Raw genomic sequence first — 20,422 nt, forward strand, 5'->3', positions numbered from 1 at the left:
GGCGGTGGCGGAAGCAACGACGAAGAAGTGTCGGGGGAGCGGCCGGTGAGAGGCTGACCGGCAAGTGCCACTGTTCGGGAGGACCGATCCATGAGTGCTGACGAGGACACCCAGGGCCACTCACCGCAGGGGACCCGGTTGAAGGAGCTGCAAGGCCGCTGGTTCGAGATGAGCGAGGCGGCCACGGAGGGCAACGGCAAACCCACCAAGGAGGTGGCGCCGAGCGAACAACGCGACATCCGAGCCGTGGACGGAAACCTGCGGGACAACCTGTCGCTCATCGAACGGCTTCCGGCCCCGGCCCGCGAGCAACTCTTCGATCAGTTCCTCGCCACCGTGTCGGCCCAGTTCAACGGCACCATCACGGTGTCCCAGCCGATCAACGAGGACCGCCGGCAGCAGAACATCGACATCTTCTACCGGTATATCGAGTACGAGAACGCCCGCGACTACGAGAACATGGAAAAGCTCTTCCACCCGACCGAGTTCCGCAGCAAGACGTACTTCGGCAACGATCCGATCAGTCCGAAGGCGCACTCGCGGATGCTGCGCGGGCTGTTCCGGTCGTTCCCCGACTGGTTCATGGTCATCAACGAGATCATTTCCGCGGACAACGACGCGGTCGTCGGCCTGATCACCGGGCGGGGCACGCAGTACGAGGAGTTCGCTGGCCGGCCGCCTCGCGACCATCAGATCGCCATTCCCACGCTGCACTCCATCAAGGTCGCCGACGGTCTGATCATCGAACACCGGCACATCAACCCGTTCGAGGACATCTTCGCCAACCAGATCATGGCGCCGCTGACCGAGGACATCATGGCGGTCCGCGCGCAGCAGGGTTTCGACAGCAGCCTGGCGCAGCGCGCCTTCGACGCCGCCGTGCAGGCCGGTGCGTCCGAGGACAAGCTCGCGGAGCTGCGGTCCCTGGTGGAGCTGAAGCGGCGTCAGTGTCAGGTGTTGCTCAAGGGCACCCTGCGGCGCTGCGCCATGATCGCGCCGGAGGGCGAGATCTACTGCGAACACCATCAGCATCACGGCTACGGCATCGACGGCCTGGAGTGAACTTTTCACCGTGGCGGGGCCGGCAGGTGCCGCCGCAGGAATCACCGGATCACAACGCGACTCGACGAAAAGAGACGACGATGGCTTCCGCCGAAGACAGTGCCGTACAGCAGGAGAACCGCCTCCAGAGCGAGATCCACCAGGCCGCGTCCCGGCTGCGGGATCTGCTGGGGACCGACAAGAGCGTCGAGCAGATCGTCGAGGCCGCGTCCGACCTCGGCCGCATCGAGGAGAACAAGAAGGTGCTGCTGCGCTTCCAGCAGGAGGTCTTCAACTCCAGCGACTGGAGCATGGAGACGTTGCAGCGCAACCTCACCGACGACTTCGTCGACCACGCCGCGATGCCCGGTGACCCGCCGGGACTGGAGGGCGTGCAGATGCGCTTCTCGGCGTGGGCGTCGGCGTTCGAGGACCCGATGGAGGACAACATCGCCATCGTCGGCGAGGGTGACCTGCTCGCCGTGATGTACAACCTGCACGCCACCCACAACGGGAACTTCATGGGCATCGAGCCCACCCACCGGGAGGTGGTCATCCCGGGCATGGAGGTGGTCCGCATCCGGGACGGCAAGATCGCCGAGCACTGGGGGATCTACGACTTCCTCCGCACCGCCGAGGAGATCGGCAGCAACCTCGCCTTCCTGCCTCGCGAGGGCGGCAACGGCGACGCCCCGGTGCGGCCGCAGGTGCCGTGGGCGGTCAAGATGACCGAGGCGGACGCGTCCGGGATCGGCGCCGACGCGGAGAAATACCTGCGGCCCGAGGGCGAACAGGGGTCATGACCGCCGCGTTCGCCGGCGCGCGGACCGGGGACCGGCTGGCCGAGGCGCTGCTGTCCGGTGCGGACCCGGACGAGCTCGCGCGCGCACCCGTGCCGTCGGTCTACACGGCGGCGCACCTGCGGGCCGAGGACGCGGACATGTTCGGCGACGGGGGCGACCGGGATGTCCGTCGCTCCCTGCACGTGGGACCGGTGGCGATGCCCGAACTGGCGCCGGACGAGGTGCTGGTCGCGGTGATGGCGAGCTCGGTGAACTACAACACGGTCTGGTCGGCGACCTTCGAGCCGGTGCCGACGTTCCGGTTCCTCAAGGACTACGGCGCGCAGGGCGGCTGGGCGGCGCGGCACGACGTGCCGTACCACGTGCTGGGCTCCGACGGGGCCGGGGTCGTAGTGCGTACCGGTTCCGGGGTGCGCCGGTGGCGCATCGGGGACCACGTGGTGATCAGCTCGGCCTGCGTCGACGACCAGGAGGCGGCGACGCATGAGGACGGCATGCTCGGCGCCGGGCAGCTCGCCTGGGGCTACGAGACCAACTTCGGCGGCCTGGCCGAGTACGCGGTGGCCCGAGCCAGTCAGCTCATCCCCAAGCCGGCGCACCTGACGTGGGAGGAGGCCGGGTGCACGGCGGCCTGCGCGGGCACGGCGTACCGGATGCTGGTGGGCGCCCACGGAGCGCGGCTCAAGCAGGGCGACGTGGTGCTCATCTGGGGCGCGGCGGGCGGGCTCGGCGGGTACGCGGTGCAGTTCGTGCGCCAGGGCGGCGGCATCGCGGTCGGGGTGGTCGGCTCCGCCGCCAAGGCTGCGGCCGCCCGGCGTCTGGGCTGCGACGTGGTGGTGGATCGCGCGCAGATCGGCCTGGGCGACGGCGTTGCGGGCGGCGGTGTTCCGGTCGACAGCCGGTCGACGCCGGGCCGCCGGCTCGGCACGCTCATCCGCCGGGCGGTCGGCGAGGACCCGCACATCGTCTTCGAACACACCGGCCGGGCCACGTTCGCCGCGTCGGTCTTCGTGGTCCGCCGCGGCGGCACCGTGGTGACGTGCGGATCCAGCACCGGATATCGGCACGAGTTCGACAACCGGTACCTGTGGATGCGCCTGAAACGGGTGATCGGCAGTCACGTGGCCAATCTGCAGGAGCAGTGGGAGTGTCACCGGCTGTTCGGTCTCGGGCGTGTGGTGCCCACCCTGTCCGCGGTCCACCCGCTGGCGGAGACCGGTGAGGCCGCCCGGATCGTGCAGACGAACCGGCACATCGGCAAGATCGGCGTGTTGTGCATGGCGCCCGGACCGGGGCTCGGCGTCACGGATCCGGCGTTGCGCGCCCGGATCGGGGAGCAGCGCCTGAATCCACTGCGGCAAACGCCGCTGTCGTCGCCGCCCCCCACGTCCACATCGGACGAAGCCGGGTCAGCCGTGGGTGGCGGCCCGGAGGTCGGCGATGCGCGGCGCGCGGCTCTGCGGTGAATCGAGGATCGAGGTGCGCGCGTCGCCGAGTTGCTCCCGCACGAACTCTTCGGTGCGCGCCACGGCTTCCTTCATCGCCGCATCCGGGCTGACGAAACTCCAGTACACGATCTCGGTGGCATCGATGTCGTACTCCCACAGGCCGACGATGCGGCCGCGGTCGACGATGATCGGGCATTGCGGATCGGACTCGTCACCGAGGGTGCGCCCGGGTTTGCCGCCCGGCTCCGGGCGGCGCAGGTCATCCGGGTCGAACAGGCGGTTCATCTCCCGGTGCAGCAGATGAATGCCGTCGATGCCGGCGACCAGTGCGTACTGCGGGCGGCGCGGCACCGTGAAGGACTCGAACGTCGCCACGTCGCCGGGCAGCAGCAACAGGTCGGTGCCCCGGACCGGAGCCAGATCGAGCGGGGCGACGGCCGTGCGCGCGGCGGCCGCGGTCAGGCCGGAGAACCACCGGAAGTGTCGCAGCGAGGCGGGCCCGGCCCAGGTGAAGTATCGGCGGGCCAGTTCCGTGCGAGCGGTCTCCAGGTCGAGATCGTTCCCGGACAGGGGCGAGGGCGACCATCGGACATAGCTGAACCGTTGCTGGTCGAGCCGGCCGTTGATGCTCACCCGGCGGATCTCCCCGCGGGCCTGCAGCAGGCCGAGGGCCATCGGCAGCGTGGTGCTCTGCCCGCGCTTCTTACCCTCGGCTCCCAGGCTGCGCACCGCGTCGCCGCACGCGCGGCGCAAGTCGGCCGGATCCATCGGGCCGTCCGCCGCCTCCAGGGCGGCGAGCACGCGGGCGCACAGGCCGTCGATCTCCGCGGGCGTTACGCCGAGGTGCCGGCCCGCCGCGGCGATGTCGCCCCGCGGCGCCTCCCCGCCGACCACCAGGCCGAGCGCGAAGTCCTGCCGGGGCAGCACGTAGGTGCATCCGCGGGCCGATGGCAACTCGTGGATCCGCAGGGCGGCCACGTCGGCGTCGGCCGCCTCGCGAGCGACGCCGCCGCGGGCGAACAGCCCCAGATAGGGGGTGCATCCGCCGACCGAGCGCGACCAGCCGGTCCGGGCCAGCACGTCGGCGGCCGAACTGCCGGTGAGTCCGCCGTCCAGTCCCTGGCGGTGGGCCCACCAGGCGCGCAGCTTTTCCTCAGTGACGTCCGATGCCATGGGCCCGAGTATGGCATCTCATATTCACAGTGGATACATTCGGGCTGGATACATCCGGGAGGATGCCGATGATCACCATCAACACCGTCGCCCTGTACGTCACCGACCAGGAGAGATCCCGCCGGTTCTACGTCGACGTGCTCGGCTTCGAGGTCCGGGCCGACTCCGACATGGGCGGAATGGGCCGCTGGCTGGAGGTCGCGCCGCCCGGCTCGCCGACCGCGTTCGTGCTCGCCGATGCGGCCGGGTTCGACCGCAAGGACCGCGTCGGTTCGTCCGCCGACATCACCCTGCGCAGCGATGACGTCCACGCCTTGCACCGCGACTTGACCGCTCGCGGCGTCACGGTGACCGAGCCGGAGAAGCAGGACTGGGGCACGTTCCTGACCGTCACCGACCCGGACGGTCACCGGCTGCTGGTGCGCGGCTGACCCGCGTGCCGCGCGGGCGGCGGCCGTTGAGATCATGGTCGGCGGTCCGCCGCGTGCACCCCCTCGCTGGCCGGACCGGCGACGGCGGCACGCACGGGGAGGCGGCGGACATGGCGGAGTCGTTGACCCCGGCGGCGTTCGCGCTGTTGCTCGCCCTCACCGACGGCGAACGGCACGGGTACGCGCTGATGGCCGATGTCGACCGGCTGAGCGCGGGCGGCCTCGTCCTCGGACCGGGCACGTTGTACCGAACGCTGCAACGACTCCGCGTGGCGGGGCTCATCGAGGAGGCGGACGTCGACCCGGCGGCGGTCCGGGCGGACGGCCGCGCGGGCCGGCGGCGCCGCTACCGGATCACGGCGGCCGGTCATGCCGCCGCGCGCGACGAGGCGACCCGCCTGGCCGCGCTGCTGGACAGCCCCTCGGCGCGGCGGTTGCGGGCCGAGGGGCTGTCCGCGACGCGCCCGCCGGAGGACGTGTTCCGCGGCGACCGCTGGGCCCGGGACGCTGCCGCGGACTGACCCGGCGGTCGCCGGTGTCACCCGGGATCCGAGCGTGCCATCAGCGCGAACCGCGCTCCCAGGGGATCGGCGACCACCGCGAAACGGCCGAAGCCGGTGTCGTGTGCCTTCTCCTTCACCGCGCCGCCGTGGTCCAGGACCGCCTGCACGGTCACGTCGGTGTCGGCCACCCGGAAATACACCAGCCACGCCGCGTGCCCGGTGTACGGCCGCCGCTCGTGGGTGCGGCCCAGCACTCCGGCGACCGTGGCGCCGTCCCGGCGTAGCTGCCGATAGGTGTATCCGCGGTAGGGTCGGCCGGCCTCCAGGCCGAACACCGTGCTGAGGAATTCCGCGGTGCCGGCCGGGTCGCGGCTGGACGCCTCGGACCAGCACGGCGCGCCGGGCACGTCGACCACCTCGCTGCCGAAGAAGGTGTCGCCCTGCCACAGCCCGAAGACGCCGCCGGCCGGGTCGGACACCATCGCCAGGCGACCGCCGGGCGCGTCGTGCGGCGCCGCCACCACCGACCCGCCCGCGGCCGCCACGGCCTCCGCCGTCATGTCCACGTCGTGGCAGGCCAGATAGGTGGTCCAGGCGGACCGGCCGGCCGGTTGCCCGGCGCTCAACGCGGCGACCGCGCGGCCGTCCAGCAGGGCTCGGTCGTAGCGCCACTTGCTCGGCTCGAAGTGCCACCCCAGTACGGCGGCGTAGAAACGCTCAGCGGCGTCCAGATCGGCGACGGTCATGTCGAACCAGCACGGGACGCCGGGGGGATAGGGCCGGCTCATCTGTGCCTCCCTCGCGGCAATCTCGACAGACATCGGGCGTCACGGCAATCTCGAAGACATCGGGCCGCTTCGAGCCGCCTAGCCTGAGGTTACTGACCGGCGCGGGCGGAGGGGAGTCCACAATGGCCACGGCCGCGATGTGGCACTTCCGGTGGCCGCGGTGACCGGCGGTATCGACGTCCTGGGCGAGCAGCGCGCCGGCTGGGACGCCGCCACGCGGGGCTGGTCGCACTGGTTCGACGCGTTCGAGCGCGGCGGACGGCGGATCACCGCGATGATGCTGGACCGTGGCCGCGTACGTTCCGGGCAGCGCGTGCTGGATGTCGGCACCGGCCTCGGCGAGCCGGCGCTGTCCGCGGCGCGGGTGGTGGGTTCCGCCGGGTCCGTCGTCGGCGTGGACCTGTCCGGGACGATGCTGGCCGCCGCCCGCGCGCGTGCCGCCGGGACGCGCAACGTCGATTTCCGGCACCGGGCGGTGGAGGACCTGGACCTGGCACCGGCGTCGTGTGACGTGGTGCTCAGCCGGTGGTGCCTGATGTTCCTGGCCGACCGTGGCGCTGCGCTGCGCCGGCTGCGCCGTCTGCTGCGTCCCGGCGGTGCGCTCGTCGCCACGGTCTGGGGACCGCCGGAGACCGCGCCGGTGGTCGGCCTCGTCTCGCGCGTGGTCCACGCGCACCTCGGCCTCGGTGCGACGCCGCCGGGACACCCGGGCACGTACGGCCTGTCCGATCCGCGGCGGTGCGTGGCCGAACTGGTCGCTGCGGGCTTCGTGGACGTGTCCGTCGTGGTGCACCACGCGCCGTTCTGGTGGCACAGCAGCGCGGAGTTCGCGAACTTCGCCTGGGATGTCATGCCGCCGTCCACGCGGCAGATGCTCGCCGACTGGTGCGATCCGGGACTGCGCACCCGCATCCGCCGCGGACTGGTGCGAGCGTCCGGCCGGCACCGGCAGCCCGGCGGCCGGATCGTGCTGCCGTCCGCGGTGTTGTGCCTGCGCGCGACCAGGCCAGGTCCCCGGTTGTCGGGTTTTCACCGGACATAACCGTCCTGCCACATCGGATCGGGCGCGCCGCCCCCGCCCTCGCCGCATCGCCTTCCGCCAGCCCGGTTGATTTCTCGAAGCCGGGGGATACTGGTACCGACGAGAGGGAACGGACGGTGCGTGCGTCGTTTCACCGTCACACGCGGTGCGCTGGCGGGCGCCTGTCGGGGAGCAGCGAAGGATGGCGTGGCGGGTCACAACGACAAGCCGATCGTGCCGAGGGGCGCGCGGTGCATGCGCGCCGCGCCGCCGGCCGCGGCGCTTGCCAGGCCGGTGAGGTCGCTGCGCCGATGGCGGAACCGTCCGGTACGGGCGCCGCCGGCACCGGCGGGAGGAGAGTCCCCGCCCTGCCGCTCCCATCGGACAACCCCCGGAGGCCGAACCCATGCCGACGTTCGACACCGACCGTGATCTGACCGACACATTCGCCGCCCAGGTCCGCGCCACCCCGGACGCGGTGGCGTTGGAGGACGAGCACGTCACCCTCACGTACGCGGAACTGGACCGCCGGACCGCCGCGCTGGCCGACCACCTCCGCGCTCACGGCGTCGGCCGCGACGACCTGGTCGGCGTGCTGCTCGGGCGCAGCGCCGACTACGTCATCGCCTGCCTGGCCGCGCTGCGGGCGGGTGGGGCCTTCCTGGTCCTCGAACTGGCCTACCCGCCAGCGCTGCTGGCCGAGGTGATGGCCGACGCGGACCCGTCCGTGGTGATCACCCACGCCGCGCACACCGACCTGATCGGCACCGGCGTCCCGCTGCTCGTGCTGGACGGTCCGGACTCCGCGGAGCCACCCGCCGGGCCGCCGGCCGCCGCGCCGGCGAGCGACCCGGAGCGGCTGGCCTTCGTGTCGTATTCCTCGGGCACCACCGGGCGCCCCAAGGGCATCGCCAATCCGCACCGCGCGGCGCTCCGGTCGTACCTGCGCCGGTTCGCCGTCAGCGACGTGCGGCCCGGCGACCGGGTGGCCTGCAACGTGTTCTTCATCTGGGAGATGCTGCGGCCGCTGCTGCGCGGCGGGACCGTCGTCGCGGTGCCCGACGAGGTCAGCTACGACCCCGCCGCGCTCGTCGACCTGCTGGCCGCGCGGCGCGTCGCGGAGACCCTGATGACGCCGACGCTGCTGGCCACCGTGCTCGCCCGGCATCCCGACCTGGGTACCCGGCTGCCCGACCTGCGGGTGCTCTGGCTCAACGGCGAGGTGGTCACCGGCGCGCTCGCGCGGCGCGCCCTGGCCGCGCTGCCGGACGCCCGCGTGCTCAATGTCTACAGCGCGAGCGAAACCCACGAGATCGCCGCCGGTGACATCCGCGCTCTGCTCGACGACACCGCCGAGGTCTGCCCGGTGGGCCCGCCGACCGACCCGCGGCACACCTACGTGCTGGACCCCGCCGGCCGGCCGGTCGAGCCGGGTGTCAGCGGCGAGCTCCACGTCGGGGGCGACTGCCTGGCGCGCGGATACCTCAACCTGCCCGAGACGACCGAGAGCGCGTTCCTGCCGGACCCGTTCGCCGATGCTCCCGGCGCGCGGATGTACCGCACCGGCGACCGCGCCCGGATGCGTCCATCCGGCGTGCTGGAGATCACCGGCCGCGTCGGCAGCATGATCAAAGTGCGCGGATACAGCGTGGAGCCCGGCGCGGTGGAGACCGCGATCATGCGCCATCTGGCCGTCCGGGACTGCGCCGTGGCCGCGCACGGTGACGGTGTGGACCGCCAGCTCGTGGCCTACGTGGTCCGCGACGACCGCCCGGCGGCCGGCCGCACCAGAGCGGACATCGACGCCTCCGGGTACAGCCCGCAGGCGCGCCGGGTGCTGTCGGCGCACCTGGCGCATTACATGGTTCCGGTGCGGTGGGTGGAGCTCGACGAACTGCCGCTGCACGAGGCGTCCGGCAAGACCGACCGCAGCCGCCTGCCGGATCCGCCCGCGGCCCAGCCCGCCGGTCCGGTGAGCGGCGAGGAGCGGGACGGCTCGGCGGTCACCACCGCCGCGATCGCCTCCCTGTGGGCCGCCGTGCTGAACGTGCCGCCGTCCGCGGTGACGCCGGAGACCGGCTTCTTCGACCTGGGCGGCCACTCCCTCGCGCTGGCCGACCTGGGCGGCCGGCTGTCCGAGGCGTTCGGCACCACGGTGTCCCCGGCCCGGCTCGCCGAAGACCCGACGCTGACCGGGCACCGGGACGCGGTGCGGGAGGCGCGGGACGGGGCGGACCCGGTGGCGCACATCGACCTGCGGGCGGCGCTGCGCGCCGACGCGGCGCTGGACGAGGAGGTCCGGCCGCCCCGGCCCGGACGCATGCGTCCGCTCGGCGACGCGCGCACGGTGCTGCTCACCGGCGCGACCGGCTTCCTCGGCGCGTTCCTGCTGGACGCGCTGCTGGAGGGCACGGTGGCGCGGATCGCCTGCCTGATCCGCCCGGACGCGGATGCGGTCGACGCGCGCTCCTCGGCGACCGCCAAGTTACGCGCCCGCCTGGTCGAACTGGGCGTGTGGCGGGACACCCTGCTGGACCGGATCGAGGTGCTGCCCGGCGACCTGGGCCAGCCCCTGCTGGGGCTGGCCCCGGACATGTTCGACGAGTTGGCCGGCCGGGTGGACGCGGTGGTGCACGCCGGCGCGTCGGTGAACCTGGTCTACCCGTACGCGGCACTGCGCAACGTCAACGTCGGCGGCACGCGCGAGGTGCTGCGACTGGCCTGCCGGGCGGGCGGCGCCGCGGTGCATCACGTCTCCACCAACGGCGTGCTGCCGCCGTCCGCGGACCGCTGGAGTGAGGACGCCGAACTGGACGCCGAGGCGGTGCCGGACGCGCTGCCGGACGGCTACGGGCAGAGCAAGTGGGTGGCCGAGCAACTGGTGCATGAGGCGGGCCGGCGCGGCCTGCCGGTGCGGGTCTACCGTCCCGGCACGCTCAGCGGGCACAGCACGTCCGGCGAAACCAACACCCGTGACCTGCTCGGCGCGCTGATCGTGGAGTCGCTGTATCTCGGGCACGCGCCGGACGTCGACGGGTGGTACGCGGAGATGACGCCCGTCGACTACGTCAGTCGTGCGATTTGGACGCTGGCCGGCGATGACCGTACCGACCAGCGAGTGTTCCACCTGGGCGACCCGCACCCGCTGCCGGCCGGGGCCGTGTTCGACCGGCTCGCCGAACTCGGCTATCCGACCCGCCGGATCGGCTGGGACGACTGGGTCGCGCTGTGGAACGAGCAGCGCGGCAACGTCACCGCGCACACCGACACCGCGGAGGTGCTCCGCGGCGGCATGCCGAGCGCGGACGTGCTGCGGTCGGTCGCGGTGCTCGACGACGCGGCCACCCAGCCCTCGCTGAGCCGGTACGCGCTGCGCCGCCCGGAGATCGACAGCGGGTTGTTGGCCACCTATGCCCGGCACTACCACGCCCGTGGCTGGCTGCCGCACCCGCCGCGCAACGGGCCGGACGACGAACCCGCGCCGCGGCGGGACGAGACGTCGCTGCGCGGCCGGGTCGTGGTGGTCACCGGCGCCTCGTCGGGCATCGGAGCGGCGGTCGCTGCCGCGTTGACCCGGGAGGGCGCGCACGTGGCCCTGGCCGCCCGGCGGGCCGACGCGCTGGAGACCGTCCGGGACACCCTGGACCACCGGGACGGCTCGCGCAGCATGATCCGGCCGACCGACGTCACCGACCCGGCGCAGGTGGACGCGCTGCTGCGTGCCACAAGCGAGGAGCTCGGCCCGGTCGATGTGCTGGTCAACTGCGCGGGTGTGATGTATTACACGTTGATGGCCAACGCCCGCACGCAGGAGTGGGACCGCACGGTCGACGTCAACTGCAAGGGGCTGCTGCACTGCCTCGCCGCCACCGTGCCGGGCATGGTGGAACGCGGACGCGGCCACGTCGTGGCGATATCCTCCGACGCGGGCCGCAAGGTGTTCCCGGGGCTCGGTGTGTACTCGGCCAGCAAGTTCTTCGTCGAAGCCACCCTGCAGAGCCTGCGCCTGGAGACCGCGGGCAAGGGACTGCGGGTGACCTCGGTGCAGCCCGGCAACACCGCGACGGATCTGCTGGGCATGTCCACCGACGCCGAGGCGCTGGCGGCCTACGGCGAACCCACCGGCGCCCGCGTGCTGGACCCGGAGGACGTCGCCGCGGCGGTGCTCAACGCGCTGCGCCAGCCGGAGCACGTAGCGGTCAACGAGGTGCTGATCGAGCCCCGCGAGGAACCGATCTGACACCGGTGAGCCCGGCGGACACGTGCGTCCGCCGGGCTCACCGCATCGCGTCAGGCGGGAGTGCGCTCGGTCTCCTCCGCGCGCCGCTCGTCGGACTCCGAACGCGCGGTGCGCAGCGCGTCGCCCAGGCCCTGCCGGGGCCGGTCCCCGTCCGGCGGCGCCACCGCGGGGTCGCTCGACAGCTCGCGCATCAGCGCGACGGTCAGCGCGAGCATCACCACCGTGAACGGCAGCGCCACCAGGATGGTCGCCTGCTGCAAGGCTTCCAGGCCGCCGGCCAGCAGCAGCACCGCCGCCACCGCACCGATCATCACGCCCCAGGTGACCACCAGCACCCGGTTCGGCGTCAGCGAACCCCGCGACGACAGCGAACCCAGCACCAGCGACGCGGAGTCCGCGCTGGTGACGAAGTACAACGCGATCAGGAGCATCGCGACGAAGCTGGTCAGTGTGGCCGCGGGCAGCGCGTCGAGCAGGCCGAACAGCGCGTACTCGGAACCCTGCTGCAACTGGCCGACCAGGTCGGCGCCGCCGGTCGTCTGGGCGCGCAGCGCGCTGCCGCCCATCACCGCGAACCAGACCGTGCTGGCGCCGCTGGGCATCAGCAGCACGCCGACGATGAACTGGCGGACCGTACGGCCGCGGGAGATCCGGGCGATGAAGGTGCCCACGAAGGGCGCCCACGAAATCCACCACGCCCAGTAGAAGATCGTCCAGCCGGCCATCCAGGTGGAGTCGGAGAACGCGCCGGTACGGGTGGACATGGTGAGCAGGCCGGTGAGGTAGTCGCCGACCGCGGCGGGCAGGATCTCCAGGACGTACACCGTCGGTCCGGTCAGGAAGACGAAGAGCATGAGCAGCGTGGCCAGGCACACGTTGATGGTGGACAGCCACTTGACGCCCCTGTTGAGCCCGGAGAAGGCGGAGACCACGAACGCCGCGGTCAGCGTCCCGATGATGGCGATCTCCAGCCACCTGCTGTCCGGCACGTCGGCGACGATGCCGAGCCCGGCCGCGACCTGCAAGGCGCCGAGGCCGAGGCTGGTGGCCGAGCCGAACACGGTGGCGAACACGGCGATCAGGTCGATGACCCGTCCGGCCGCGCCGTCGGCGCGGTCACCGATGAGCGGGTGGAAGGCCGCCGAGATGCGGTTTCCGCGTCCCTTGCGGAACGTGGCGTAGGCCAGCGCCAAGCCGGCGACGGCGTAGATGGCCCACGGATGCAGCGTCCAGTGGAACAGCGTGTATTGCATCGCCGCCGCCGCGGCGGGTGGGGTCTGCGGGTCCACGCCGGCCGCCGGGGGAGGAGTGGCGTAGTGCGTGACGGGCTCGGCCACCGCATAGAAGATCAGGCCGATGCCCATGCCGGCGGAGAACATCATGGCGATCCACGCCAGCGTGCTGAACTCCGGCTGGTCGTCGTCGGCGCCGAGCCGGATCTTGCCGTACCGGCTGGCCGCGATGACGAGGGTGATCACGAGGAAGGCGTCGGCGGCCACCACGAAGAACCAGCCGAATGTGTCGATGGTCCAGCCGAGGCTGGTGTCGGCGAATCCGCCGAGCGAATCGGGGGCGAGGGCACCCCACAGGACAACGAGAAGGATGCCGACGAGGGCGATCGATACGAGCATGCGGTCTGTGCTGGGCGGTCGTTCACCGACCGGGGCAGGGGTTCCGCTCATCTCATCATCGTCAGCGCATCCGAAGCTGGACGAAAGCTGAAGCCGGAATTGCGGCTAATATTCCGGGGAGAAGGGCAGTATTCGGTGGTGTGGGCAGGCTGTCCGAGACTCTCGTCACGCTGTCCACAAGGGATTTCCCGGCCGGCCTGCGCTCCGCGTGGTGCGTCGGCGCCCCGGCCGCGCCGTCACGGCCGGGGCGTCCGCTCAACCGGCTTCGAGGCCCGGACGGCCGCCGTTGTCCAGGTCGCGTAGCTGGTTCGTGATGTGGCTGTCCAGCGCCTCCTGGTAACCCTCCGCGAACCGGCTGAGCCGCTCGATCTCGCCCAGCAACTGGGAGCGCCGCGCACCCAGGCTGTTCATCGCCTCGGTGTGCTCACGCTGCGCATCGCTCTCGATGCTCCCGGCCTTGCGCCGTGCCTCGTTGGTGATCTGCTCGCTCTTGCTCCGCGCGTTGCTGAGCAGGGCGTCCGCCTCGGTGTGCGCGTCGCGCATGTGGTCGTCCGCCGTGCGCTGGGCCATCATCAGCACGCGGGCGTTGCGCTCGTCACCATCCCCGGCCGGGAGCTGGCCGGCCGGCCCGGCGGCAGGTCCCTGCTCCAGTTGTGCCTGCAGGCCGCGGGCGTTCTGCTCGGCGCGATCACGCTCGTGCTGCAGGCGCTGCAACTGTGCGGACAGGCTGGACAGTTCGGCGCTCATCGCCATCGCCGAGGACCCGTGACCGCCACCCGGCGCCTCGCCCCGCTGCATCTGCTCCAGCAGCGCACTGTTCTCCTCCAGGAGCCTGATCAGCTCCTGTTCCACTTCGTCGAGGAACGCGTCGACCTCCTCTTCGTCGTAGCCTCGCTTGCCGATCGGCGGACGCTTGAAGGCCATGTTGTGGATGTCTGCGGGCGTGAGCGGCATCGTCATCCTTGGATGCGCGGGAATGATGGGCGTGCCGATACTACGCAGCACGGCTGAGAAGCATCTCCAGGGTGGGTGATCCGGACAATCCGTGCGCGACCCTCGTCGGCGGTGGCCACGGACTGACGGGAATGCGCGGCTGGTCAGGGCGGTGACTCGTCCGCCAGGTTCGCCACACAGGCGCCCAGACTGTCCAGCAGCGCTTGTTGTTGCGCCGCGGTGAGCGTACGGCACATGCGGTTCTGCACCGCGCGCACCGCCATGCTGGCCGTCTGCAACTGAGCCCGCCCGGCCGTGGTGAGCTCGGTGGGCAGTTCGCGGCCGCGCGCCGCCACCGCCGGCCGGTTCACCAGGCCGCGGTCCTGCAGGCCGCGCAGGACGACATTCATCGACTGGCGGGTGACGAAGGTGCCGCGGGCGAGTTCGGCGTTCGACAGGCCCGGGCGCTGGCCGAGCAGCTCCAGGCAGGAGTACTGCGGGACGGTGAGGCCCAGGGGACGCAGCGCCGCGTCCATCGCGGTGCGCAGCGCCACCGCAGCCTGCTTGAGCACGTACCCGACGGCATCGTCGACCGGACCGACCGTTTGACTCATGTCAGGAGTTTGACATACTCTCCCGTATGTCAAAGTCCTGACATCAAGTCGCGGTGGACGCGGCGATGCCGGGCACGAGAGGGAGTGGATCATGAGCGTTACCGGACCCGACTTCATCGCCCTGCAGGTGCGTGACCTGGACCGGGCGGCGGCCTTCTACACGGACATGCTCGGGCTGACCCGGGCCCCGGCCGGGCCACCAGGGGCGGTGGTGTTCGCCACCACGCCGGTGCCGTTCGCGGTCCGCAACCCGCTGCCCGGCGTCGATCTGGACGCGGTGGACCGGCCGGGCCTGGGCGTGGCGCTGTGGCTGCACGCCGAGGACGCCCAGGTCCTGCACGACAAGCTGGCCGCTGCGGGCGTGCCGATCGCCGCGCCGCCGGTCGACGGCCCGTTCGGCCGCACGTTCACCTTCACCGATCCGGACGGGTACGCGGTCACCGTCCACGACCAGCGCTAGCGCGTGTGCCGCCCGGCGAGTCGCGGGGTCACCGTGCGGACGCCGACCGGGTCCCGGGGACGGCCGCCCGCCCGCGCGGTGTACTCCGGCACGCCGACGCACGTGAACAGCAGGGTCACCGTCTCCTCCGGCACCCCGAGCAGGCCCGGCACCTCGGAATCCAGGAAGGTCATGCCGGTGGCGCTGGCGCCCAGCGCGTACGCGGCCAGATGCAGGCGGCCCTCGACGATGCCGGCGGCCAGTTGCGCGCCGCGGTAACCGCGGTCGTCCAGCCGCTCCGCCGGCACGGCGGAGATGGCGACGTAGGCGGCCTCCGCGGCCAGCGACTGGCCCAGGCAGAGGCGTTCCAGTTCGGCCCGCAGGTCGCCGCCGGGCGCCGGTCTGGCCAGGTCGGGCCACCGGTAGAGGCCGGGCGCGAGATGATCGACGCCGTGCGCCGCCATCCAGTGCGGCACGTCGATGCCACGCAGGGCGGCGGTCATGGACCATTCCATGGTGGTCCGCGCGAGCGTGCCCCCGCGGTCCATCCGGCGCTGGGATCCGCGCCGGAGCACCACCGTGTCGAACGAGTCGGCGGCCGGGGCGTGCGCCAGCGAGGTCCCCTCCGGCCACGGGTCGCCCAGCACGCTGCGCTCGCCCGCGGTCTGCGCGGCGGTGCACAGCGGGAACTCCACCGCGGGCAGGCGCCCCGGCGTGGCCGGACCGCGTGGGGTCACCGCGGGTTCGGCGTCGCCGAGCGACAGCAGGGCGAGTGGATACTCGTGCACGCCGTCGGCGCCGACGAGTTCCCGCACCGCGGCGTCGGGGAACAGGGAGCGCAGCCGTGGCGTCATCCCGGCACTCGCGGCGGCGCCGCTGAGCTGGGACAACAGCGTGCCGGCGTCCCAGTAGAGATGCCGCCAGCCGCGTTCGGCGTACCGCCATCCGGTGCGCCACGGCACGCCGGTGACGACGAGCGTGGTGGCCGCGCCCCGCGCCGCCGGTCCGATCTGGACGAGGGCGTGCCGCACCGGGTCGTACCAGTGCACCCCGTCCGGGACGCCGGCCACGCCGACCGTCGACGCATACACCTCCAGCGGAAACCGCGCGCCCGCAGACCCGCAGGCACGGAACAGCACCCGCATGCCGCGGCGCTGCGTGGTCCGCACGACGCCGGCGCCGAGAAACAGGATCCGGCCCAGTTGCGCCGCGTCCAGCGGCTGCGCCGGGCACGGATGCCCGGCCAGCACGGCGGTTGCGGACACGCCCGGATCGCTCGGGTCACCGGGCAGGTCGAGGACCGCAAGGCCGTCGGGATAGGACTTGGCCGGCGGCGGCACGGTGTCCGGATTGTTCGGGACCAGATCGTGCCGCACCCGCGGATCGTCCACCGGGACGGTCCACTCACGATCGGGCGTGTAGGACGTCAGCCGATGCAGCAGCCCGGCGCCGGAATCGAAGAACACCGGGCCCACCCTGCCAGCACCGGCCACCGGTGTCAGGCCCCGACGCCGCACCGGGATCGTTCCGTAAGCTGTGCCGATGAACAGGCGCCGACCGCGACAAGCGTCCGCGCCCCCGGCGCCGTCCCGGGCGAAGTCGCCGTCCCTGGCGAAGTCGCTGGCAGTGAGCGACGCGGCCACCGTCGAGGATCATCTCGGCTTCGCCCGGTTCGCGGTCCCGCTGGCGGAATACATCGCCGGCATGGAACCGAGCCGCACGCCGTGGACGGTGGGTGTCTACGGCGAGTGGGGCAGCGGCAAGACCAGCTTTCTGCGTCAGGTCAGCGCCGAGCTCACCGCGCGTGGACTGGAGCCGGTCTGGTTCAACGCCTGGAAGTACGCGCGGGAGCAGGACCTGTGGCAGGCGCTGATCCAGACCATCCTGGACCGCGTCCGGGTGGCCGGTCCGCCGCCGCGTCGCGCGTGGGTGAAGCTGCGGCTCTGGTTCCGGTCGGTGAACGTACGGGCCGGGCTGCTGGATCTGTCCGGCAAGCTGTTCGTTCTGCTGTTTCGCGTCGCACTGATCGCGTTGTTCCTGTTCATGGCGGCCAGCGTGGCGGTGCCGTCGGCAGGCGCGGCGCTGACCGGCGCGCTGGACGGGCTGCCGGCGTTGCAGGAGCTGCTCGGTGAGCCCTGGGCGCGAGTGGCGGTCGCGCTGGGTGCGGCGCTGGCGGCCAAGCCGGAGTCGCTGTTCAAGATCTTCGATGTCCGGCTCGGGTTCGACCTGGCCACCTTCCGGAAGCGGCGCAGCTACCGGGAGAAGATGGCGTTCCTGGAGGAGTTCAGCGCGGACTTCCGGGACATCGTCCGGATCGTCTGCCGGGACCGGCCGCTGGTCGTGATCATCGACGACCTGGACCGCTGCCTGCCCGAGCAGACCCTGCAGATCGTCGAGACGATCAAGCTCTTCCTGGACGTCGAGGGCTGCGTCTTCCTGGTCGCGGTGGACCGCGACATCATCGAGAACGCGGTGGCGGTGCAGTACCGCGACCTGGCCTCCCACGAGGGCCTGTTGCGTCGCATCTCGGAGACCTACTTCGAGAAGATCGTCCAGTTGCCGTTCTCGCTGCCGCCGGTGCCCGCGCCGGCGATGGACAACCTGATCCGGGCGGTCTCCGACGACGAGGACGTGCATCGCTGCCTGCCGATTCTGCGCGGCGGGCCGCCCTACAACCCCCGCCGGATCAAGCGTCTGGTGCAGACGTTCACGCTGCTGAAGAGCCTGGCCGCGGGTGCGTTCGAGGAATCGTCGCCGCCGGTGCCCGCGCTCCTGGCCAAGATCGTCGTCATTCAGGCGCGGTACCGCGACGTGTACGACGCGATCGTGGACGAGCCGTCGCTGCTGGCCGCACTGGAACAGGCGTACCGCGCACCGGCGAGCGAGCCGGGAGAGGTCGCGGACCGGCAGTTGCTCGACGACGAACGGGCCCGGCTGTTCGCCACCCGGCACCCCGACCTGCCGGACGTGTTCCAATGCCGGATCTCCGCCGCCGACTCGTTCGCGTTGGTGTCCACCAGCGAATACCTCTCCTTCGTCCGCGCGGTGGTGCCGCCGGATGCGGCGGGCGAGGCGTCCGAACCGGAGGCGCCGCCCACCTTCGCGGTGTGGCACCGGCACCGTGACGCCGGATGGGCGGAGTGGTTCGCCCGGCAACTGTCCGACGCGGGATATCCGGTGCAGCTCACCGGGCTGGACGGCGCGCCGGGGGCGGACGCCCGCCCGGACTACGTGGTCGTGGTGCTGTCCCGCGCGGCGGCGGAGGAGACGCCCGCCCAGCACTGGGCCGCGGTGCGGGTCGCCGCGCCACGCGTGCTGGTGGCCAAGGTCGGCCCGGTGCCCGTCCCACCGCTGCTGGCCGACCGGGACGTGCTCACCTTCGACGGGTTGCAGGAGGTGGAGGCCCGGGCGGTGCTGTTGAGCGCCCTCGACCCGCGGCACCGCCGCCCCGCGGACCTGGGCGCGAGCCGGCAGACCGAGTCGTCGCTGCCCTACCCCGGACGGAGTCTGCGCGTCACCAACGTGCGGCAACCGTCCACCGCCCTGGTCGAGCGGCGCGACCTGCGCCACCGGGTGGACGTCCTGCTGGGGGAGGTCCGCGAGGCCGACACGCCGACGGTCTGCGCGCTGATCGGCATGCCCGGCGCCGGCAAGACCGAGGCGGCGCGCCAGTACGCGCTGCGGCACGCCGACGAATACCAGATCGTCTGGTGGATCGACGGCTCGCGGCCGGCCGCGATCGAGGCGGGGCTGCGGGACATGGCCCATGAATGGAACGGGCGGTGGCGCCCGGACGCGGATCCGCGGACCCTTCTCGGTGAGCCGATCACCGGCGTACGCCGGTGGCTGCTGATCATCGACGGAGCCGCCGATCCGGCCACCGTGGGCCCCCACCTGCCGCCCGCGGTGCGCGGCGACATTCTGGTCACCTCGCGGCTGCGTAGCTGGTCACAGGCCGCGCGACAGATCGAAGTCGCGCCGTTCGAGCCGGCCGAGTCCGCCGAACTCCTCGGTATCCACCTGACTCAGGAATCGCCGCGGGCGCGGACCGAACTGGCGGACGTGCTGGGTCACCTGCCGTCCGCGCTGCACGCGGCGGTGACGTTCCTGAGCTTCGCCTCCGTGCCGGTCGAGGAGTTCCGCCGCCGGCTGGACGCCGAGGACCGGGCGCTGCTGGAACGCACCGGCCTGGTCACCGCGCTGACCCCGGACCCGGTGCAGGTGGTGGTGCCCGCCTTCGTGGCGTCCCGGCCGCTGCCACGGGCGCTGGCCGGCGCCTCCGAGGAGGCGCTCGGCGCCCTGCGCGAGCAATCCCTGGCGCACCTGCACACCGACCGGGTGCGGTGGCATCCGATGGTGCAGCTCGCGGTCCGCGCCGCGCTGGACCCCGAGCGGTCGCGACGGGTGATCGCCGACACGCTCGCCGCGATCGGCGCGCGAACGGACGTGTTCCTCGCCGACCCGGTCGAGGGCACCGTGACCGACCACCTGGCGGCCCTGCTGCGGCACGGCACCCGTCTCGGCGTGGACGCCGCTCGGCTGCACGCGGGCCTGCTCACGGCGGCCCGCGCGCTGATCGTGCACGGCAACTACGTGCATGCCGGCCGGGTGGCCGGGCTGGCCGCCGCCCGGCCGGGCGCCACCGCGGGGCAGCGCGCGCGGGCCCGTACGGTGGTCGCCGAGGCGCTGCTGGAGCTGGGCCGCGCGGCCGAGGCGATCCCGCTGCTGCCACCCGGTGACGACACGGTCGTGGTGCGTGTCCGTGCCCACATCCAGGCCGGTGACGTCGAGGCGGCGCTGACCCTGCAGAATCGGCAGGCCGGCGCCGCCGACCTGGCGACCATGGTCAACCTGGCGGACATCAACCGGCTCGGCTCGCCGCGTGTGGCGCGCCAAGTCCTCGGACCGGTGCTGGCGCAGTACCGGCGCGACCACCCCGACGACGCGCCGGCTGCCCGCGCGCTGACCACGCTGGCCGGGGTGGCCGTCCAAATGGACGACCGGGAGGAGGCGCGGGGGCACTACGAGCAGGCGCTGACCATCCAGCGCCGGGTGCTGCACGCCGGGCACCCGGACATCGCGCAGACCCTGCGGCCGTACGCCGCGGTGCTCGCCTCGCTCAACGAGCTGGACCACGCCCGGGACGCGCTCCGCGAGGCCATCACCATCTGGACGGCGGTGGCCGGTCCCACCGATCGGCTGGTCACCGGCCTGTGGGTGCAGCTCGCCCAGGTGTGCCGGGAACTCGCCGACGAGACCGGCCTGCGGCTGGCCGAGCAGCGCGTGCGCGAGGCGCGGGCCGCCCCGCCATCGGCGGCGGACCTGCTCGCCGCCGAACATTCCACGATCGGTTGAGC

General features: G+C 72.4%; 15 protein-coding genes. 9 read left to right on the forward strand and 6 right to left on the reverse strand.

Features of this window, described 5'->3' with window-relative positions; genetic code table 11:
- The first annotated feature begins 90 nt into the window (after positions 1-90).
- From IEY73_RS04240 to ccrA, 3 genes are all read left to right on the forward strand, one after another.
- On the forward strand, positions 91-1,062 hold the full coding sequence (locus tag IEY73_RS04240) for an ester cyclase (RefSeq protein ID WP_189077632.1): 972 nt from the start codon (positions 91-93) through the stop codon (positions 1,060-1,062).
- A gap of 80 nt (positions 1,063-1,142) precedes the next feature.
- Positions 1,143-1,844, forward strand: a complete 702-nt coding sequence (locus IEY73_RS04245; RefSeq protein ID WP_189077633.1) for an ester cyclase — start codon at positions 1,143-1,145, stop codon at positions 1,842-1,844.
- Entirely contained in the window at positions 1,841-3,310 is a 1,470-nt protein-coding gene (ccrA, locus tag IEY73_RS04250) for a crotonyl-CoA carboxylase/reductase (protein ID WP_189077634.1), read from the forward strand. The genes IEY73_RS04245 and ccrA overlap by 4 nt, the downstream gene beginning before the upstream one ends.
- On the opposite strand, the gene IEY73_RS04255 is transcribed toward ccrA, so the two are convergent.
- Positions 3,254-4,465, reverse strand: coding sequence for a DNA glycosylase AlkZ-like family protein (locus tag IEY73_RS04255; protein WP_189077635.1), 1,212 nt, complete (start codon positions 4,463-4,465; stop codon positions 3,254-3,256). The genes ccrA and IEY73_RS04255 overlap by 57 nt on opposite strands.
- 68 nt (positions 4,466-4,533) lie before the next feature.
- Between IEY73_RS04255 and IEY73_RS04260 the strand changes: the two genes are divergently transcribed.
- Together IEY73_RS04260 and IEY73_RS34050 are read left to right on the forward strand one after the other, a co-directional pair.
- A complete protein-coding gene (locus tag IEY73_RS04260; RefSeq protein WP_189077636.1) occupies positions 4,534-4,896 on the forward strand; it encodes a VOC family protein in 363 nt (120 codons plus the stop codon).
- 53 nt (positions 4,897-4,949) lie between these two features.
- Positions 4,950-5,417, forward strand: coding sequence for a PadR family transcriptional regulator (locus IEY73_RS34050; RefSeq protein WP_268240403.1), 468 nt, complete (start codon positions 4,950-4,952; stop codon positions 5,415-5,417).
- 17 nt (positions 5,418-5,434) lie between these two features.
- Here the strand turns inward: IEY73_RS34050 and IEY73_RS04270 are convergent, their stop codons facing one another.
- Positions 5,435-6,187: a VOC family protein gene (locus tag IEY73_RS04270; RefSeq protein ID WP_189077637.1), complete on the reverse strand. Its 753-nt coding sequence runs from the start codon at positions 6,185-6,187 to the stop codon at positions 5,435-5,437.
- Positions 6,188-6,326: 139 nt separating this feature from the next.
- On the opposite strand from IEY73_RS04270, the gene IEY73_RS04275 reads away from it, so the two are divergent.
- Both IEY73_RS04275 and IEY73_RS04280 read left to right on the forward strand, forming a co-directional pair.
- The gene (locus IEY73_RS04275) at positions 6,327-7,229 is read left to right on the forward strand and encodes a class I SAM-dependent methyltransferase (RefSeq protein WP_189077638.1); all 903 of its coding nucleotides are present in this window, start codon (positions 6,327-6,329) and stop codon (positions 7,227-7,229) included.
- Between the two features lie 385 nt (positions 7,230-7,614).
- A complete protein-coding gene (locus IEY73_RS04280; protein ID WP_189077639.1) occupies positions 7,615-11,448 on the forward strand; it encodes a non-ribosomal peptide synthetase in 3,834 nt (1,277 codons plus the stop codon).
- Between the two features lie 50 nt (positions 11,449-11,498).
- On the opposite strand, the gene IEY73_RS04285 is transcribed toward IEY73_RS04280, so the two are convergent.
- From IEY73_RS04285 to IEY73_RS04295, 3 genes are all read right to left on the reverse strand, one after another.
- Positions 11,499-13,130: a BCCT family transporter gene (locus tag IEY73_RS04285; RefSeq protein WP_189077640.1), complete on the reverse strand. Its 1,632-nt coding sequence runs from the start codon at positions 13,128-13,130 to the stop codon at positions 11,499-11,501.
- Between the two features lie 204 nt (positions 13,131-13,334).
- Positions 13,335-14,033, reverse strand: a complete 699-nt coding sequence (locus IEY73_RS04290) for a DivIVA domain-containing protein (RefSeq protein ID WP_189077641.1) — start codon at positions 14,031-14,033, stop codon at positions 13,335-13,337.
- Positions 14,034-14,176: 143 nt separating this feature from the next.
- On the reverse strand, positions 14,177-14,626 hold the full coding sequence (locus IEY73_RS04295; protein WP_189077642.1) for a MarR family winged helix-turn-helix transcriptional regulator: 450 nt from the start codon (positions 14,624-14,626) through the stop codon (positions 14,177-14,179).
- A 91-nt stretch (positions 14,627-14,717) separates the two neighbouring features.
- On the opposite strand from IEY73_RS04295, the gene IEY73_RS04300 reads away from it, so the two are divergent.
- Positions 14,718-15,086: a VOC family protein gene (locus IEY73_RS04300; RefSeq protein WP_189077643.1), complete on the forward strand. Its 369-nt coding sequence runs from the start codon at positions 14,718-14,720 to the stop codon at positions 15,084-15,086.
- Here the strand turns inward: IEY73_RS04300 and IEY73_RS04305 are convergent.
- Positions 15,083-16,531, reverse strand: coding sequence for a nitroreductase family protein (locus IEY73_RS04305; protein WP_229715472.1), 1,449 nt, complete (start codon positions 16,529-16,531; stop codon positions 15,083-15,085). The two genes, IEY73_RS04300 and IEY73_RS04305, sit on opposite strands and share 4 nt — an antisense overlap.
- Before the next feature lie 76 nt (positions 16,532-16,607).
- On the opposite strand from IEY73_RS04305, the gene IEY73_RS04310 reads away from it, so the two are divergent.
- Entirely contained in the window at positions 16,608-20,420 is a 3,813-nt protein-coding gene (locus IEY73_RS04310) for a P-loop NTPase fold protein (RefSeq protein WP_189077644.1), read from the forward strand.
- Positions 20,421-20,422 lie beyond the last annotated feature (2 nt).

It is taken from the genome of Mangrovihabitans endophyticus, assembly GCF_014646155.1.
In the GTDB taxonomy this organism is placed as follows: domain Bacteria; phylum Actinomycetota; class Actinomycetes; order Mycobacteriales; family Micromonosporaceae; genus Actinoplanes; species Actinoplanes endophyticus.

Excerpts from the sequence above, each read along its gene's own strand:
- IEY73_RS04240 (WP_189077632.1), top strand. The coding sequence starts at position 91 with ATGAGTGCTGACGAGGACACCCAGGGCCACTCACCGCAGGGGACCCGG.
- IEY73_RS04245 (WP_189077633.1), top strand. The coding sequence starts at position 1,143 with ATGGCTTCCGCCGAAGACAGTGCCGTACAGCAGGAGAACCGCCTCCAG.
- ccrA (WP_189077634.1), top strand. The coding sequence starts at position 1,841 with ATGACCGCCGCGTTCGCCGGCGCGCGGACCGGGGACCGGCTGGCCGAG.
- IEY73_RS04255 (WP_189077635.1), bottom strand. The coding sequence starts at position 4,465 with ATGGCATCGGACGTCACTGAGGAAAAGCTGCGCGCCTGGTGGGCCCAC.
- IEY73_RS04260 (WP_189077636.1), top strand. The coding sequence starts at position 4,534 with ATGATCACCATCAACACCGTCGCCCTGTACGTCACCGACCAGGAGAGA.
- IEY73_RS04270 (WP_189077637.1), bottom strand. The coding sequence starts at position 6,187 with ATGAGCCGGCCCTATCCCCCCGGCGTCCCGTGCTGGTTCGACATGACC.
- IEY73_RS04280 (WP_189077639.1), top strand. The coding sequence starts at position 7,615 with ATGCCGACGTTCGACACCGACCGTGATCTGACCGACACATTCGCCGCC.
- IEY73_RS04285 (WP_189077640.1), bottom strand. The coding sequence starts at position 13,130 with ATGAGCGGAACCCCTGCCCCGGTCGGTGAACGACCGCCCAGCACAGAC.
- IEY73_RS04290 (WP_189077641.1), bottom strand. The coding sequence starts at position 14,033 with ATGCCGCTCACGCCCGCAGACATCCACAACATGGCCTTCAAGCGTCCG.
- IEY73_RS04295 (WP_189077642.1), bottom strand. The coding sequence starts at position 14,626 with ATGAGTCAAACGGTCGGTCCGGTCGACGATGCCGTCGGGTACGTGCTC.
- IEY73_RS04300 (WP_189077643.1), top strand. The coding sequence starts at position 14,718 with ATGAGCGTTACCGGACCCGACTTCATCGCCCTGCAGGTGCGTGACCTG.
- IEY73_RS04310 (WP_189077644.1), top strand. The coding sequence starts at position 16,608 with ATGAACAGGCGCCGACCGCGACAAGCGTCCGCGCCCCCGGCGCCGTCC.